The sequence below is a fragment of the Qipengyuania sp. SS22 genome (assembly GCF_025736935.1).
Classification (GTDB): Bacteria; Pseudomonadota; Alphaproteobacteria; order Sphingomonadales; family Sphingomonadaceae; genus Qipengyuania.
Genome location: NZ_CP107048.1, coordinates 1,482,416 through 1,496,872, shown reverse-complemented (window position 1 = coordinate 1,496,872; position 14,457 = coordinate 1,482,416). Strand labels below are relative to the sequence as shown.

Below are 14,457 nucleotides of genomic sequence, written 5' to 3'. Positions count from 1 at the left end.
GTCGGCATCGATCCCGGGACGCAGATTGCCGCTTCTACGCTACGGGTCAGCGCCGCCGCCTAGAGCGCGCGTAGCGCCTGTGCAGGTTTGGCTCGCAGCAGCGGCAGCGAGGCGCCCAGCGCGAAGGCCAGCACCACGCCAATGCCAAGACCCAGCACGCCGAGCACCACGCTCCAGTTAGGCAGCCAGTCGAATTCGAACAATTGCGTGACCACGAGCCATGCAGCCAGGCTGCCGATGCCCAGCGCGACCAGTGCGAGCGCGGCGGCAAGCGCGCTGTATTCGATGAGCTGCATCAGCAGGATCTGCCGCCGGTCGGCACCCAGCACGCGCAGGACGACGGTATCGTAAGTCCGCGCGGCGCGCGCGGCGGCAATCGCGCCCAGCAGCACTGCCAGCCCCGCCAGGACCGCGACGCTGGCCGCGGCGAGCGTGGCCAGCCCGACCTGTTCGAGGATCGTACGCGCCTGTTCGAGCACCCCGCCGACTTCGATGACCGAGGCTGAGGGCAGCGCCGCGACCAGTGCCTGGAGCAGCGGTCCCGTGGGCGTGCCGGGGCTCAGTTCGACGGTCGCAGCCAGGTTGTGCGGCGCATCGCTGATCGCGTTGGGGCTGAGCACGAAGACATAGTTGAAGCCCAGGCTTTCCCAGTCGATCCGGCGCAAATTGGCGATACGCGCGGTGCGTTCGACCCCGAGGATGCCGAAGGTCAGCATGTCGCCAACCTCCAGCCCGGCAGCCTCGGCGAAATCGGCATCGATCGAGACCAGCGGCTCACCGTCGTAGAACGGTCCCCACCAATCGCCCTCGGTCAGTTCATTGCCCTCGGGCAGATCGTCGGCATAGGTCAGCCCGCGCTCGCCGCGTAGTGCCCAGGCCCCATCGGGAATGTCCTCCAGCGTGGATGTACGGGTCATCGCCCCCTCGGGGCCAAAGGCGAGCACTGCGCCGCGCAGCGCGGGAACCGTGCGCCAGTTGGCGTCGGGATAGGCCTCGCGCACCAGTGTCTCGAACTCGCCCACCTGGTCGCGCGGAATATCGAGCACGAAATAGTCAGGCGCGCGGTCGGGTACGCGCTTGGCGATATTGCCATCGATCGCGCTCTGCACGGCGGCCAGCAGCACGAAGGCGGCAAGGCCGAAGCCGAGCGCGGTGACCAGCGCGCCGGTCGATGAACCGGGCCGGTGGAGGTTGGCCAGCGCATTGCGCGCGACCGGGCTTTGCGGGCGCGGGAGCGATGCGGCGATCTTGCGGATACCCCAACCCAGCAGTGCGAGCAGCCCCAGAACGGCAGCCGCCCCGGCAAGGAAGCCGCCCGACAGCAGCGGGTTCTCCGCGGTCAGCAGCGCCAGCGCGACGATCGCGGCCAGCCCGCTGCCGACCAGCAACAAGGCCTGCGGATCGCGGGCGAGCGGCGCCACGCGTGCGCGCATCAGTGCCATGGCGGGGAAATGGCGTGCGCGCAGCAGCGGCGGCGCGGCGAAGACCAGCGCCACCAGCATGCCATAGGCCAGCGCGAGCAGCAGCGCGCCGGGATCGATCACCACTCCGCTCGACACGGGCAGCAACCCTTCGAGTGCGCGCGCGAGCAGCGGCACTGCGGCGACGCCCACGGCGATCCCAGCAAGGCTCCCGACCAGCGTGGCAGCGACGATCTGCAGCGCATAAATACGCGCGATATCGCCGCTCGACGCGCCAAGGATCTTGAGCGTGGCGATGCCCTGCCGCCGCGCATCGAGATAGGAGGTCACCCCGCCGCCGATACCGATGCCCGCAATAACCAGCGCGGCAAGGCCGACCAGCGTGAGGAATTCGCTCATCCGGTCGACGAAGCGGTCGGTCCCCGGTGCGGCGCGGTCGGCGGTGTCGATATCGAACCCGGCTTCGGGGAAGCGGTCTTCCAGCGCCTGCTCGACATCCGCGGCATCGCGCGCCTGCGTGAAGCGGACGCGGGTTTTCGACTGGTACATCGAACCGGGCGCGATCAGCCCTGCGCGCGCGGGCAATTCCTCGGCGACGATGATGGTCGGCCCCAGCTGGAAGCCTTCGCCCAGCCGGTCGGGCTCGTCGGCAATGATTCCGCCTACGCCAAGCGTCTCGGTCCCGATAGCGATGCTGTCACCCGGAGCCACGCCAAGCCGGTCGGCGGCGCCCTGCGACAGCCATGCCTCGCCAGACGCGGGGGCGCCGACTGCACGCCCATCGGCCAGCGTCAGCGTGCCATAGAGCGGGTAGGCTGCGTCGACCGCCTTCAGTTCGATCGGGGCGGCCTGGTCGTCATAGCGCGCCATCGCCTGCATCCGCGTGCCCGCAGACACCTCGCCATAGTCCTCGAGCGCGGCGCGTTCCGCTTCGTCGAGCGAGCGCTGCCACAATTCGACCTGGAGGTCGCCGCCCAGATATTCGCGGCCATTGGCCTCGATCTCGCCCTCGATCGCGGCCGTCAGCGACCCGATTGCGGCAAGCGCGCCGGTGCCCAGGAACAGGCAGACCAGCAGCAGCCGCAAGCCTTTGAACCGTGCATTGAGATCGCGCCGCGCGATGCGCCAGGCGGTCGCCCAGCTCATGCGGCGGTGTCGCTGGCAATGCGTCCGTCGGCGAGTTGCAGCACGCGCTCGCAATGTTCGGCGAGTTCGGGATCGTGCGTGATGACCAGCAGCGTGGCCCCTGTTTCGGCGCGCCGCGCGAACAGCAGTTCGACGATTTCATGTCCCGTGGCGACGTCGAGATTGCCGGTCGGTTCGTCGGCGAAGATCAAATCGGGCCGCGCGGCGGTGGCGCGGGCGATTGCCACGCGCTGCTGCTCGCCGCCCGAAAGCTGCTGCGGGTAATGGTCGAGCCGGTGGCCGAGGCCGACCGCTTCGAGTTCGGCGCGCGCGCGTGCCTGCGCATCGGGTTCGCCCGCCAGTTCCATCGGCGTAGCGACGTTTTCGACCGCGGTCATGGTCGGCAGCAGGTGGAAGGCCTGCAGTACGATCCCGATCCGTCCGCGGCGGGCATGCGCCAGCGCGTCCTCGTCCATCGCGGCGAAATCCTCGCCCGCCACCAGGAGCGTGCCGCCGCTGGCGCGTTCGAGGCCCGACAGCACCGCCATCAGCGAGCTTTTGCCCGAGCCCGAGGGGCCGAGCAGCGCCACGGTCGATCCGCGTGCGATATCGAGGTCGATCCCGCGCAGGATCTCAACCGGCGCTTCGCTGGTGCCGAGGGTGAGGGTGAGGTTGCGGGCGGAAATCGCGGCTTGAGAGTTGGTCACCTTGCTGCGATGGCATGCGGCCCAGTGTTGCACAAGGAATCTCGCCGATGCGTCTCGGGCCTTTGTCGATCATGCTCCTCGCCCTCGGGCTGGCCGCCTGCGGCAATGCGGAAGAGGTAGCCGAAGCACCCGGAGGCGCGCCTTCCGAGGTACCCGCCGCTGCATCCGATGCAGTGGTCGAGGGCCCCGAACGCCGCATCCTCGCATTCGGCGACAGCCTGTTCGCCGGGTACGGGCTGGAGGAACAGCAGGGCTATCCCGAGCAGCTCGAGGCGGGCCTGCGCCAACGCGGTATCAATGCGCGGGTGGTCGACGCCGGCGTGTCGGGCGATACCAGCGCGGCCGGGCGCCAGCGGCTCGCCTTCACGCTCGATGCGCAGGCAACTACGCCCGATCTGGTTATCCTCGAACTGGGCGGCAACGATATGCTGCGCGGGATCCAGCCCGAGCAGACCCGCGCCAATTTCGCCGCCATGCTCGAGGAGCTGCGCACGCGCGGCATACCGGTGCTGCTGATGGGGATGCGCTCGCCGCCCAATTACGGCAGCGAATACCAGCAGCAGTTCGACAGCCTCTATGGCGATCTGGCGCAGCAATATGATGCCGCGCTGGTGCCGTTCTGGCTCGACAGCATCTTCGAAGACCGCAGCATGTTCCTGCCCGATCGCATCCACCCGACCGCCGCGGGGATTACGGCGCTGGTCGATGATACGGTCGATGATGTCGAAAGCGCGCTCCCACCCGCTTCCTAGACGCGTTCGACCGCGCCCGCGCCGACACGCCACACTGCGGCTTCTTCCGCGATGGTACTGAAGGGGGCGGCTTCGGTGCCCGTCATCCACACCTGCGCGCCGCTGCCACGCAATTGTTCGAACAGCGCCGCACGACGGACCGGGTCGAGATGCGCGGCGACCTCGTCGAGCAGCAGCAGCCCCGCGCGTCCCTGCGCGGCCAGCCCGGCATGGGCGAGGGTGATCGCCACCAGCATGGCCTTTTGTTCGCCGGTCGAGCTTTGTGCGGCGGGCACACGCTTGGCGGCATGGACCACTTCCAGCTCGTCGCGATGCGGCCCCGCCAGCGTGCGCTGCGCCGCGCGGTCGCGCGCACGATTGTCGAACAGCGCCTGCGACAGGCCGTCGGCATGGTCGGGGGCGCCCGGCGCATAGGTAAGGGCGGGGCGCGCGAAGGGTTCGGCAGGCATTTCGGCAAGCCGCACCGCCAGCGTTTCGACCAGCCGCGCGCGCCCGCGCATCAGCGCCGCGCCATGCGGGACCATCTGCGCCTCGATCGCATCGAGCCAGCCGCTTTCGGGCTCGCGCCGGTCGGCCAGCAGGCGGTTGCGTTCGCGCAAGGCGGCTTCATAGCGCGCGGCATGGCCGGCGTGCGCGGGATCGAGCGCCAGCGCCAGCCGGTCCATATAGCGCCGCCGATCGCCTGCCGGACCGGTGAACAGGCCATCCATCGCAGGTGTCAGCCAGGTCACCGCGAGCCATTCGCCAAGCCCCGTAGCGCTGCTTTCTGCACCATTGATCCGGACCCGGCGGCGGCCCGGATTGGCGCTGTCGGCATAGGTGCCGAGGCGCACCGGCCCATCCTCCTGCCGCAGGTCGGCGCCGACGCGGAAGCCTGCGCCGCTGCCCTTGCGCATCATGTCGCCAAGCGCGGCACGGCGCAGGCCGCGTCCGGGCGCAAGCAGCGAGAGCGCCTCGAGTATATTGGTCTTGCCCGCTCCGTTTTCGCCCACCAGCAGGTTGAACTGCGCGGTCTCGCCCAGCTCGGTCGCGGCGTGGTTGCGAAAATCGATAAGTGAGATGCGGTCGAGCGCCATGGGTCGGCTGGCGATAGCGCGGGCGCGCGGACCCCGCTACTCGAAAGGCGAATATCCAACAGTTGGGGAAATTTCCCAACCTTTCGGATTGATGAACAGGGCGGGGCCGGGCTGTTCAGCAAGAAATGGCGGAAATCTGCGGTTTTTCGAGTTTGGCACACCCGTTGCAATCATTGGGATATCCCGGATGACCCGGGGCCAAACAAACCAAGGATCAAGGAGAACCACAATGAACACCTTCGAAAACGCCAGCAACCGCGCTCTCGCCGCCATCTTCGCTCTCAGCATCTCGGCCGTCTTCATGGCCGCTGCGATCGTCCCCGCCAGCCCCGCCGGTTTCATCGCCTGATCGTCCCGATCACACCCACTCGCATCGAAAGGAAAGGAATTATGTTCAACTCGGAAAACGGCAACAAGCTCTTCGCAGCTGCCTTCTCGCTCGTACTCTCGGCAGTGGCCTTCGCCACGGCTATCCTCCCGGCCTCGCCCAATGGAGTGATCGTATGAGCCAGCTGAAGCACCGCGATGAAGACCGTGCCGTCCGTCCCAGCAAGAGCTTCGCGCTCGATCGCACTGGCGGCAAGCTGATGGGCGTCTGCTCCGGCATTGCCCGCTACTTCGGTATCGACGTTACCTGGGTTCGTATCGGGTTCGTCGCAGGCACACTGCTCGGTTTCGGCAGCTTCATCCTGATCTACCTCGCGATCGGGCTGATCGCCGACTGACCACGGCCTCGCGCCAACCGACCCGGTTTTCGTGCCGGTCGTGGCTCAAAATTGAGAAAACCGGGAGGGGCCAAACGGCCCCTCTCTTGATTCCGGCCATAGATCATATCACCGACAGGATCACATCGCCGAGATGCCGCCGTCGAGCTTGAGCTCCGCGCCGGTCATGAAGCGGCTTTCATCGCTCGCCAGATAGACCACCGCATTGGCGATATCATTGGGTTCGCCGACGAACTTGAGCGGGATCTGCCGCGCCAGCTTTTCGAGCAGGACACCCTTTTCGATATTGTGGTTCTGCGCCGTCCCGTCGAGGATCGGCGTATCGACGAAGGTCGGGTGGATCGAATTGCAGCGGATTTGCATGTTCTTCTTGGCGCAATGCAGCGCGATCGACTTGCTCAGCATCCACACCGAGGCCTTGCTGGCATTATAGGCGGGCATGGTGTCGCTGGCGATGAGGCCCGCAATGCTCGAAATGTTCACGATCGACCCCGGCGCGTGCTCGCGCATCAGCGGCAGCGCCTTCTGGCACCCGTGAAAGATCGAATCGACATTGATCGCAAAGCAGCGCTTCCAGTCGTCGAAATCGCAGGTCTCGATATTGCCTGCCACACCGATCCCGGCGTTGTTGACCAGCACGTTGAGTCCGCCCATCTGGTCGCGCGCTGCATCTACTGCGGCTTCCCAGGCCTGCGGATCGGTGACGTCGTGCTGGACCGCAAAGGCGGTGCCGGCACCCAGCTGGTCGTTGATCAGCTTTGCCGTTTCGGCTGCGCCGTCGCCATTGATATCGGTGCACAGCACGCGCGCGCCTTCTTCGGCCAGCCGGGTGGCATGCGCGCGCCCCAGACCCTGTGCCGCACCCGTTATCAGTGCCAGCTTACCCGCGCACCGCGGCTCGCGTTCCTTCGCCATCTCTCACTCTCCTGCCAGTAATCCCTGTCCCAGCAGCAAGAGCATGCGCACGTCGATCCCGCAACCATCGGCGCGCTTGGCGGCGATAAAGCTCTGGATGTCGGCCAGCGCGACACGGTGCACGGTGATGTTCTCGCCCGCCACGCCGCCGCCTTCGCCGATTTTCGTCAGCTGGCGCGCGCGGACGAGGGTGAAGCTTTCGCTGACCATCCCGGGCGAGGACCAGAAACAGCCCTGGTCTTCGAGAATGGCGGCGCGATAGCCGGTTTCTTCCTCGAGCTCGCGCCCGGCCGCGACCAGAGGGTCCTCGTCGGCGAAATCGTCCCCGTCGCCGATCAGCCCGGCGGGCAGTTCGATGCAGGGGCAGCCCAGCGGGACGCGGTATTGTTCGACCAGCAGGACGTGGTCGTGTTCGTCGACCGCCAGGATCACCGCCGCGCGGATATTGCGCGGGCGGCCGACATATTCCCAGCGCCCGCGTTTCTTGGCGGTGATGTACTTGCCCTGCCAGACGATCTGTTCGTCTGCATCATGGTCGGGGACGGGCATGGTCAGACCTCGATCAGGCGATCGGGCAATTCGTTCTCGTCGTCCTCGGCGCGGGGGAAATGCTCGGACAGCACCTCGCCGACATCGCGGACACCGGCGGCCAGCCCTTCGGCGATATGGCCCTGTTTGATCTCGGCCAGCATGTCCGCCATCGCCGCGCCCCAGACTTCCGCCGGGACGATTTCGGCGATCGGCTGGTCGGCGACGATTTCCGCGCGGTGTTCGCGCATCGAGAGGTAGAGCAGCACGCCGGTGCGGCCATGCGTGCGCCGTTCGGCGCCGACCTTGAAATGCTTGATCGCGCGGGCATGCGTGCGCGCGGTCTTCACCGGGCCCGGCGTCAGCATGAAGCGCAGCGGGCCCCAGCTCACCAGCAGCCAGCCGATCACGAAGGCGACCAGCCCCAGCGCAATCGTCATGCTGGCCAGTTCGCCGGTGGTCCATTCATGCGTCCAGCCGCCGACCAGCGCATCCCACAGATCCATGAAAGGCTGGGGGATCACCGCAAACAGGCTCATCGCTGAAAAGGCGAGCGCCGCCGCCCAGACCAGCACGACGTCGTTGTACCCGTCGCTCCGGTCGGCCAGCACGGTGACGATTTCGCCGCTGGTGGTGAGTTCGGCCTGCGCTACAGCACCGGATACGATCGTGTGATCGGCTTGCGAAAGATAGCCCATTACCACCCCCCCGAGGCGCCACCGCCCCCGAAACTGCCACCACCGCCGGAAAAGCCGCCGCCGAAACCACCGCCGCCGAAGCCGCCACCGCCGCCCCAGCCGCCGCCACCACCGCCCCAGTCGTCGCCGCCGACGCCGCGGGCAATCGCCTTGCCGGCTTCCCACAGGATGATGTCGCCCACGACCCCGCCTACGCCGCCGCGGCGATAGCGCCGGCTGCGTCCGCCACGGAACATCGGCAGGATGAAAAAGAAGAATATGAAGCCGAGCCAGATCAGCGCGCCCACGGGAAAGCCGCCTTCGCTGCCGCGATCTGCCGTGCGTTCCTGTGCGATGCGCGCGGCTTCTTCGGGCGGCAGTTCGAGCTGGGTGATGATCTCCTCGGCCCCCCAGGCGATCCCGCCCGAATAGTCGCCCTCGCGGAAATAGGGCTTCATCCCCTCGACATATTCGAAGGCCAGCCCGTCGGGGATGACGCCTTCGAGCCCATAGCCGACCTCGACCCGCATCTTGCGTTCGTTGGGGGCGACCACGAGGATGATGCCGTCATTGCGCTCGGCATCGCCCAGCGCCCATTCGCGCCCCAACCGATAGCTGTAGTCGGCAATGTCGTAGCCTTCGAGATCGGGCAGCGTGAGGATCACGAATTGCCGCTGGTTACGCTCCTCGAACGCATCGAGCTTCTCGGTCAGCGCGGCTTCGGTAGCCGCGTCGATGATATTCGCGGCATCGACCACGGGCGCGGTCCCGCGCTCGGGAAAAGTCTGTGCGGCGGCGGGCAGGGCAAGACCTCCGAGGAGGCCGAGCCCCGCCGCCAGCGGCAGGATCAGGCGAAGAATGAGTGTGCGCATCGCAGCGCCGCTCAGTTCGCGGCGTCGCTATCCGAGCGCATGTTCAGCTCGGGCGCGGTTTCGGCGCCTTCGGTGACTGCCTGGTAGGGGACCATCGGTTCGGCGCCGTGGATGATGTTCGCGCCGATTGTGTCGGGGAAGGTGCGGATCGTGGTGTTATACTGGCGGACCGCCTCGTTATAGTCGCGGATCGCGACGCGGATGCGGTTCTCCTGGCCTTCGATCTGCGTCATGAAGCGGCCGAAGTTTTCCTGGCTGCGCAGTTCGGGATAGGCTTCGACATTGGCCATCAGGCGCGACAGCGCGCCGCCGAAGGTGTTCTGCGCTTCCTGATACTGCGTCATCTTCTCGGCATCGCCGAGATCGTCGCCATCGATCTGGATTTCGGGGCGGGTGGCCGAAGCGCGCGCCTGCACCACCGCTTCGAGCGTATCGCGCTCCTGCTCAGCCGAGCTCATCACGATCTGCTCGAGATTGGGCACGAGGTTCGCGCGTTCCTGGAACGCGGCCTCGACATCGGCCCATTTGGCCTTCGCGGTCTCCTCGGCCGCGGGCACCGAGTTGATCCCGCAGGCCGACAGGGCCAGCGCGGCGGCAGCGACGATGGAGGTGCGAAAAGCAGCCAAGCGGTTCATGCAAAATCCCTCTTGTGGTAAACGTGTCTTGTCTAGATAGCACACCTTTCCCACCTTTCAAGATTAACACGATCTTGTCGTCCGGCGGCGTCGGTGGCAGAAACTCCGACGACTACGATGGTAAACAGGGGCTGCTGCATGTTAAAAGATTTCAAGGATTTTATCGCCAAGGGCAACGTCGTCGATCTCGCCGTGGCGGTCATCATCGCCGGTGCTTTCGGCACGATTGTCGCATCGCTAACCGACGAGGTTATCATGCCGGTAGTCGGCGCGCTGTTCGGCGGGGCCGATTTCTCCAGCTATTTCATCCTCCTGACCACGCCCGAAGGTTATGAAGGATCGCTGACCGACTATGCCGCGCTCAAGGAAGCGGGCGCAGCGATGATCGGTTACGGCGCCTTCATCACCGCGATCATCAATTTCGTGATCCTGGCGTTCATCATCTTCCTGCTGGTCCGCTATGCCAAGAAGATCATGGCCGAGGCCGAGGAGAAGGAAGCAGCGGCACCCGCCGGTCCGACCGAGATCGAGCTGCTGACCGAAATCCGCGACGCGCTGAAGAAGTAAATCTGCGCGACGCCCGCCAGCGGTGCAGGGGACGGGCCGTGGTCCGTCCCGCATCTGGCGGGCATGTGGCTGCATACACTTCACATTAAGCGGGCAGGCCCTATATGGGTCCTGCCCGTTTCGGCGGGATATGGCGATAAATGGCGCTGTGTAATAGGTACAACGGACCCGGGGGCAGTACCCGGCGGCTCCACCACAAACCGCTGAAATGGCGGATTATGACGGGGCCGAACTAGGATCGACGTGTGCTGAAAGGCAGTGGTTTTGCTCGGGCTGAGTACCCCGTAAAAATGTTCACAACACACAAGTGCCAACGATAACGAAGCACTCGCTCTCGCAGCGTAATTTGATGGCCTAACGGCCTGAATTTACAAAGCTAAAGCGCGGTTGGACCCACCGGGCAACAGAAGCGGATTCCGGGGCTCCGGGGGTAGCTAGCAACAGAAACCCCCACCTTCTTCCAAATTTGCCAAGCAGGCGGACCTCAGTCCGCAGTCGGATCGCGCTCTGCGGCCGCCTCGGCCTCGCGTTCGTAGCGCAGCGCGTCGAGGATTTTCGCGCCGCCGAGGAACACTGCGCCCGCCGTGGCCGTGAACAGCAGATAACCGCCCCATCCGGGATATTCGACCGTGTAATGGGCGCCGCGCGTCATCGCGCCGAGGGCAAGGGCGAAGATGATCAGAAACGCCTCAAGACGCGTCTTGATCACAAACAGCCGTTTCACCTTCCGAAACACGATCGCCTTGGTCTCCACCCTTAACCTTCTACACCTGCAATTCACGTGCCACAGACGTGTTGCTGCGGAATGCAGTGGTTAATTTCGCAAGGAGTGTAAAAGCGCCCGACGCGGCGGTCCAGTGTCTTAACCCGGGCGCGTGGTTCAGGCGAGTTCGTCCAGCGAAAGCACGGAAAGCAGCGCTTCTCGCGCCTCGATCACGACCTTGGCTAGCGCGTCGGAGCCGACCTGATCGGGTTCGATCCGCGCGGGCCAGTGAGCCGCGATGACCGATTCGATTCGCTGCGCCTTCATGTCGTCCAGCAGGAAGCGCGCATCGACCGTGGCAGGATCGGCCACCACGCGCAGCCGCAGGCAGGCCGGACCGCCGCCATTCGCCATCGACTGGCGCACATCGACCGGAATGACGTGGCGGATCGGGCCGTTCGAGGCGAGCATGCCTTCGCACCATGACCAGACGCTTGCGCTGTCCTGGCATTCGCTCGGGACCACCAGCGCCATCTCCCCGCTCGGCAGCGTCAGCAGCTGGGCGTTGAACAGATAGGTGCGGATCGCTTCCTCGAGGCTGACCGCGCTCGCGGGGACTTCGACCACATGGATGCGGGGGAAAGCGGCAAAGATCGCCTCATAGGCATCCTTGCGATCGGCGAAGGCGAGTTCATGCGTGAACAGAACGTTCTGGTTCGCCACCGCGACGACATCATTATGGAATGCGCCCGCTGCAATGGCCGCAGGGTTCTGCTCGACGAACACGCAGCGCGCGGGGTCGAGGCCGTGGAGGCGCGCGACCGCACGACTGGCCTGCTCGTGCTGGCGCGCGGGAAATCGTCCGCCGGGTCGGCCATAGACAAACACCTCGACCCCGGGGGCGTCGTGGCTCTCGCACAGCCGCATGTGGTTGGCCGCGCCTTCGTCGCCGAAGCTGGGCGGAATGGCATCGTGCACTTCAAAATGCCGCGTATCGCCAAAGGCGATCTTCAATTGTGCCTGCGTGTCGCGCCATTCCTGCGCGCGGTGGACCATGGTGACGAGATTGGCGGGCGTCAGATGGCAGCGCCCGTCGGCCGTATCGGGCGCGGGGCTGACGGTCGCGGCATTGGCGGTCCACATCGCGCTGGCCGACCACGCTGCAGCCACCAGCGCGCGATCGGTATCGGGGCCGATGGCCAGATCTTCCATCAGAACGGGGTTCGGGCGCGGCAGCGGCAGCAGGAAACCCTGCGCCAGTCCGCGCTCCATATTGCGGCGCATCTTGGCCACGCCCTGCAGCGCCGCCGCGCGCGGGAAAGAGGCATCGCCGCGATGGCTCGCGCTGGCGATATTGCCGGGGCTGAGCCCTGCGTAATTGTGGGTCGGGCCGACGATCCCGTCGAAATTGATTTCGACCAGCCCGCTCATCGCGCCACGCTCCACACTTCATCGCCCGCGCTAACTCCAAGCGCTTCGGCGCAGATCGCATCGATCGATACCGACCCGTCCTCGGCGATTTCGCGCATGCCATAGGCGCTGCGGAAAGTGTCGAGCGTGCCCGTGGCGATCAGCGCGCGTTCGCCGATATCCAGATCGGTCGCGGCGATCTTGCCCGGCTGCGCCTGGCGGATGCTGCGGACCTGATCGGTCCGCGCGAGCATCGTCGGGCCGCCATCGAAGATATCGACATAACCCTCGGCGGCGAAGCCTTCGTTTTCCAGCATGCGCATCGCGGCGCGGCCGCTGGGGTGGGGCACGCCGATGATCTTCTTGGCCTCTTCGTCGAGCATGGCGACATAGACCGGGTGTTTGGGCATCAGGTCGGCGATGAACTGGTTGCCATTGATGGCGTTGAAATAGTCGGCTTCCTGGAAGGTCATCCCGAAGAAGCGTCCCGCGACGCCATCCCAGAAAGGCGAACCGCCGCGGTCGTCGATCACTCCGCGCAATTCGGCGATGATGCGATCAGCAAAGCGGCTGCGGTGCATCGCGACAAAGAGATAGCGGCTGCGCGCAAGCAGCAGGCCGAGCCCACCGGCGCGTTCGCCTGGGTGGAGGAACAGCCCGCCCACTTCGGAAGAGCCTTCGAGATCGGTGACGAGGCTGAGCAGTTCGGCGCGCACCGTGCGGTCGAGTTCGCGGCTGTGCTGGGTCAGTGTGTTGAGCCGATAGCTGTAGAACGGCCATTGCTGTCCGACCTGGCTGAACAGCTGGCAGGTTCCGCGCACCTGGCCGGTGTCGGTATTTTCAAGCACCAGCGTGAACTGGTCGTCGCCCAGATCGTCATTGGTCCGCCCAAACGCTTCCTCGGCCCGTTCGAGCTTGCGCGTCAGCGCCTGGCGGTCGGCGGGCAGATTGGTGAAGCCGCCACCGGTCAGCTTGGCCATCTCGTAGAGATGTTCGAGGTCGGTGATATGCGCGGCGCGCAGGCGGAAGGTCACAGATGGTCTCCGGTGGAAAGCTTGGCGAGCACCAGCGCGGACAGCGCCGCACGTTCGCGCAGGCTCGGCACGATCATGAATTCGTCGGGGGAATGGATCGCCCCGCCGCGTACGCCCAGCGTATCGACCACCGGCACACCGGTGGCGGCGATATTGTTGCCGTCGCATACGCCGCCGGTGCTTTTCCAGCCGATCTCCTGGCCCAGCTCGGCGCCGCAGGCCTTGACCAGGTCGAACAGGCGCTGTGCCTTGGCGTCGACCGGCTTGGGTGGCCGCGTGACGCCGCCATGGCGATGGACCCCGACGTCGTGCTGCGCGGCGACCTTAGTGATCAACGCCTCGAGGTCGCCCTCGAACCGTGCCATCGCGTCAGTCGACTTGGGGCGGATATTGAACCGCAGCACGGCGAGATCGGGGACCACATTGTTCGCGCTGCCGCCCTCGATCTTCGCCGGATTGACGGTGATGTCTTCCGCTTCGAGCGCCTTGATCCGCAATACCAGGTCGGACGCCGCGACGATCGCATTGCGTCCGCCCTGCGGGTTGCGTCCGGCATGCGCGGACCTGCCCGTGAAGGTGATCGAATAATTGCCGGTGCCGCCGCGCGCATGCGCCAGCGTGCCGTCGGGCAGCGCGCTGGGTTCGTAGGTCAGCGCGGCATATTTCCCGCGCGCCAGATCCTCGATCAGCGCGCGGCTGGCGAGGCTGCCGGTTTCCTCGTCCGAATTGATCATCACATCGTAACCCACGCGCTGCGATCCATCGATCCCCTCGAAGGTCATGAGCGAATGGAGGATGACATTGAGCCCGCCCTTCATATCGGCGGTGCCGGGACCGTTGATCGTCTCGTCGTCGAGCCAGACGGTATTCTGGAACGGGTGATCGACCGGGAAGACGGTGTCCATATGCCCGGTCAAAACGAAGCGACGCTCGGCCTCGGGGCGCACGCGCAGCACCATGTGGCGGCCATGCGGCTTTTCAAACTCATGCCCTTCGGCGGAGATCGCGGTCACCGTCGCGGGTTCGACCAGCTCGATCTCGCCGGGGAGCGTGCTGAAGGCATCGGCGAGCACGCCCGCCATCCTGGCCAGCCCGTCCAGATTGGCGGTCCCGGTATTGATGGCGGTCCAGTCCTGCACCTGTCCCAGCATCGTATCGGCGTTGATCGTGTCGAGCAGGGCTTGCGCGGGCATATCCGGTTTCATGCGTAACGTCCTTAATCCTGCGGTTAGCCGAGTCCACCCCGCGCCTTGCATTGATCAACGGTCGGCGGCATAGACTGTGCCGCTCCTCCCCGGGTCCGACATTGC

General features: G+C 65.8%; 17 protein-coding genes and 1 other RNA gene. 6 read left to right on the top strand and 12 right to left on the bottom strand.

Going from position 1 to position 14,457, the window contains the following annotated elements:
- Positions 1-59: 59 nt before the first annotated feature.
- Both N6L26_RS07355 and N6L26_RS07350 read right to left on the bottom strand, forming a co-directional pair.
- Positions 60-2,567, bottom strand: coding sequence for an ABC transporter permease (locus N6L26_RS07355; protein ID WP_263604965.1), 2,508 nt, complete (start codon positions 2,565-2,567; stop codon positions 60-62).
- Positions 2,564-3,253 (bottom strand): ABC transporter ATP-binding protein, encoded by a 690-nt coding sequence (locus N6L26_RS07350; RefSeq protein ID WP_263604964.1) that lies wholly within the window; start codon positions 3,251-3,253, stop codon positions 2,564-2,566. The genes N6L26_RS07355 and N6L26_RS07350 overlap by 4 nt, the downstream gene beginning before the upstream one ends.
- Before the next feature lie 47 nt (positions 3,254-3,300).
- Here N6L26_RS07350 and N6L26_RS07345 point away from each other — a divergent pair, with 47 nt between their 5' ends.
- Positions 3,301-4,005, top strand: a complete 705-nt coding sequence (locus tag N6L26_RS07345; protein WP_263604963.1) for an arylesterase — start codon at positions 3,301-3,303, stop codon at positions 4,003-4,005.
- On the opposite strand, the gene recF is transcribed toward N6L26_RS07345, so the two are convergent.
- Complete coding sequence (gene recF / locus N6L26_RS07340; RefSeq protein WP_263604962.1) at positions 4,002-5,081, bottom strand: DNA replication/repair protein RecF; 1,080 nt, start codon at positions 5,079-5,081, stop codon at positions 4,002-4,004. The genes N6L26_RS07345 and recF overlap by 4 nt on opposite strands.
- Positions 5,082-5,310: 229 nt before the next feature.
- Between recF and N6L26_RS07335 the strand changes: the two genes are divergently transcribed.
- Genes N6L26_RS07335 through N6L26_RS07325 form a run of 3 tightly spaced genes read left to right on the top strand, consistent with a single transcriptional unit; the run spans position 5,311 to position 5,806 of the window.
- Positions 5,311-5,430, top strand: coding sequence for a recombination protein F (locus tag N6L26_RS07335; RefSeq protein ID WP_253523248.1), 120 nt, complete (start codon positions 5,311-5,313; stop codon positions 5,428-5,430).
- Positions 5,431-5,471: 41 nt separating this feature from the next.
- Positions 5,472-5,588 (top strand): enoyl-CoA hydratase, encoded by a 117-nt coding sequence (locus N6L26_RS07330; RefSeq protein ID WP_253523250.1) that lies wholly within the window; start codon positions 5,472-5,474, stop codon positions 5,586-5,588.
- Positions 5,585-5,806 (top strand): PspC domain-containing protein, encoded by a 222-nt coding sequence (locus tag N6L26_RS07325; RefSeq protein ID WP_263604961.1) that lies wholly within the window; start codon positions 5,585-5,587, stop codon positions 5,804-5,806. The genes N6L26_RS07330 and N6L26_RS07325 overlap by 4 nt, the downstream gene beginning before the upstream one ends.
- Before the next feature lie 120 nt (positions 5,807-5,926).
- Here the strand turns inward: N6L26_RS07325 and N6L26_RS07320 are convergent, their stop codons facing one another.
- From N6L26_RS07320 to N6L26_RS07300, 5 genes are read right to left on the bottom strand one after another with little or no spacing between them, the layout of a single operon-like run.
- The gene (locus tag N6L26_RS07320) at positions 5,927-6,721 is read right to left on the bottom strand and encodes an SDR family oxidoreductase (protein ID WP_263604960.1); all 795 of its coding nucleotides are present in this window, start codon (positions 6,719-6,721) and stop codon (positions 5,927-5,929) included.
- Positions 6,722-6,724: 3 nt separating this feature from the next.
- On the bottom strand, positions 6,725-7,270 hold the full coding sequence (locus tag N6L26_RS07315) for an NUDIX hydrolase (protein WP_263604959.1): 546 nt from the start codon (positions 7,268-7,270) through the stop codon (positions 6,725-6,727).
- Positions 7,271-7,272: 2 nt separating this feature from the next.
- Entirely contained in the window at positions 7,273-7,947 is a 675-nt protein-coding gene (locus tag N6L26_RS07310; protein WP_263604958.1) for a TPM domain-containing protein, read from the bottom strand.
- Entirely contained in the window at positions 7,947-8,798 is an 852-nt protein-coding gene (locus N6L26_RS07305) for a TPM domain-containing protein (RefSeq protein ID WP_263604957.1), read from the bottom strand. The genes N6L26_RS07310 and N6L26_RS07305 overlap by 1 nt, the downstream gene beginning before the upstream one ends.
- Positions 8,799-8,809: 11 nt before the next feature.
- Positions 8,810-9,433, bottom strand: a complete 624-nt coding sequence (locus N6L26_RS07300) for a LemA family protein (RefSeq protein ID WP_263604956.1) — start codon at positions 9,431-9,433, stop codon at positions 8,810-8,812.
- A 138-nt stretch (positions 9,434-9,571) separates the two neighbouring features.
- On the opposite strand from N6L26_RS07300, the gene mscL reads away from it, so the two are divergent.
- Together mscL and ssrA are read left to right on the top strand one after the other, a co-directional pair.
- Positions 9,572-10,000, top strand: a complete 429-nt coding sequence (gene mscL / locus N6L26_RS07295) for a large conductance mechanosensitive channel protein MscL (RefSeq protein WP_263604955.1) — start codon at positions 9,572-9,574, stop codon at positions 9,998-10,000.
- A 75-nt stretch (positions 10,001-10,075) separates the two neighbouring features.
- Positions 10,076-10,419, top strand: a transfer-messenger RNA (tmRNA) gene (gene ssrA / locus N6L26_RS07290).
- Positions 10,420-10,484: 65 nt separating this feature from the next.
- Here the strand turns inward: ssrA and N6L26_RS07285 are convergent.
- The 4 genes from N6L26_RS07285 to N6L26_RS07270 form a co-directional block, all read right to left on the bottom strand.
- Positions 10,485-10,736 carry a hypothetical protein gene (locus N6L26_RS07285; RefSeq protein ID WP_263607270.1) on the bottom strand — a complete coding sequence of 84 codons (252 nt, stop codon included), beginning with the start codon at positions 10,734-10,736 and terminating at the stop codon, positions 10,485-10,487.
- A 144-nt stretch (positions 10,737-10,880) separates the two neighbouring features.
- Positions 10,881-12,134 carry an N-succinylarginine dihydrolase gene (locus N6L26_RS07280; protein WP_263604954.1) on the bottom strand — a complete coding sequence of 418 codons (1,254 nt, stop codon included), beginning with the start codon at positions 12,132-12,134 and terminating at the stop codon, positions 10,881-10,883.
- A complete protein-coding gene (locus N6L26_RS07275; protein ID WP_263604953.1) occupies positions 12,131-13,147 on the bottom strand; it encodes an arginine N-succinyltransferase in 1,017 nt (338 codons plus the stop codon). Before N6L26_RS07275 ends, N6L26_RS07280 begins: the two co-directional genes overlap by 4 nt.
- Complete coding sequence (locus tag N6L26_RS07270; RefSeq protein ID WP_412071317.1) at positions 13,144-14,340, bottom strand: hydrolase; 1,197 nt, start codon at positions 14,338-14,340, stop codon at positions 13,144-13,146. Before N6L26_RS07270 ends, N6L26_RS07275 begins: the two co-directional genes overlap by 4 nt.
- Between the last annotated feature and the right edge of the window lie 117 nt (positions 14,341-14,457).

Bases quoted from the DNA above. Each gene is read 5' to 3' on its own strand.
- N6L26_RS07355 (WP_263604965.1), bottom strand. From the start codon at position 2,567: ATGAGCTGGGCGACCGCCTGGCGCATCGCGCGGCGCGATCTCAATGCA.
- N6L26_RS07345 (WP_263604963.1), top strand. From the start codon at position 3,301: ATGCGTCTCGGGCCTTTGTCGATCATGCTCCTCGCCCTCGGGCTGGCC.
- recF (WP_263604962.1), bottom strand. From the start codon at position 5,081: ATGGCGCTCGACCGCATCTCACTTATCGATTTTCGCAACCACGCCGCG.
- N6L26_RS07335 (WP_253523248.1), top strand. From the start codon at position 5,311: ATGAACACCTTCGAAAACGCCAGCAACCGCGCTCTCGCCGCCATCTTC.
- N6L26_RS07330 (WP_253523250.1), top strand. From the start codon at position 5,472: ATGTTCAACTCGGAAAACGGCAACAAGCTCTTCGCAGCTGCCTTCTCG.
- N6L26_RS07325 (WP_263604961.1), top strand. From the start codon at position 5,585: ATGAGCCAGCTGAAGCACCGCGATGAAGACCGTGCCGTCCGTCCCAGC.
- N6L26_RS07320 (WP_263604960.1), bottom strand. From the start codon at position 6,721: ATGGCGAAGGAACGCGAGCCGCGGTGCGCGGGTAAGCTGGCACTGATA.
- N6L26_RS07315 (WP_263604959.1), bottom strand. From the start codon at position 7,270: ATGCCCGTCCCCGACCATGATGCAGACGAACAGATCGTCTGGCAGGGC.
- N6L26_RS07310 (WP_263604958.1), bottom strand. From the start codon at position 7,947: ATGGGCTATCTTTCGCAAGCCGATCACACGATCGTATCCGGTGCTGTA.
- N6L26_RS07305 (WP_263604957.1), bottom strand. From the start codon at position 8,798: ATGCGCACACTCATTCTTCGCCTGATCCTGCCGCTGGCGGCGGGGCTC.
- N6L26_RS07300 (WP_263604956.1), bottom strand. From the start codon at position 9,433: ATGAACCGCTTGGCTGCTTTTCGCACCTCCATCGTCGCTGCCGCCGCG.
- mscL (WP_263604955.1), top strand. From the start codon at position 9,572: ATGTTAAAAGATTTCAAGGATTTTATCGCCAAGGGCAACGTCGTCGAT.
- N6L26_RS07280 (WP_263604954.1), bottom strand. From the start codon at position 12,134: ATGAGCGGGCTGGTCGAAATCAATTTCGACGGGATCGTCGGCCCGACC.
- N6L26_RS07270 (WP_412071317.1), bottom strand. From the start codon at position 14,340: ATGCCCGCGCAAGCCCTGCTCGACACGATCAACGCCGATACGATGCTG.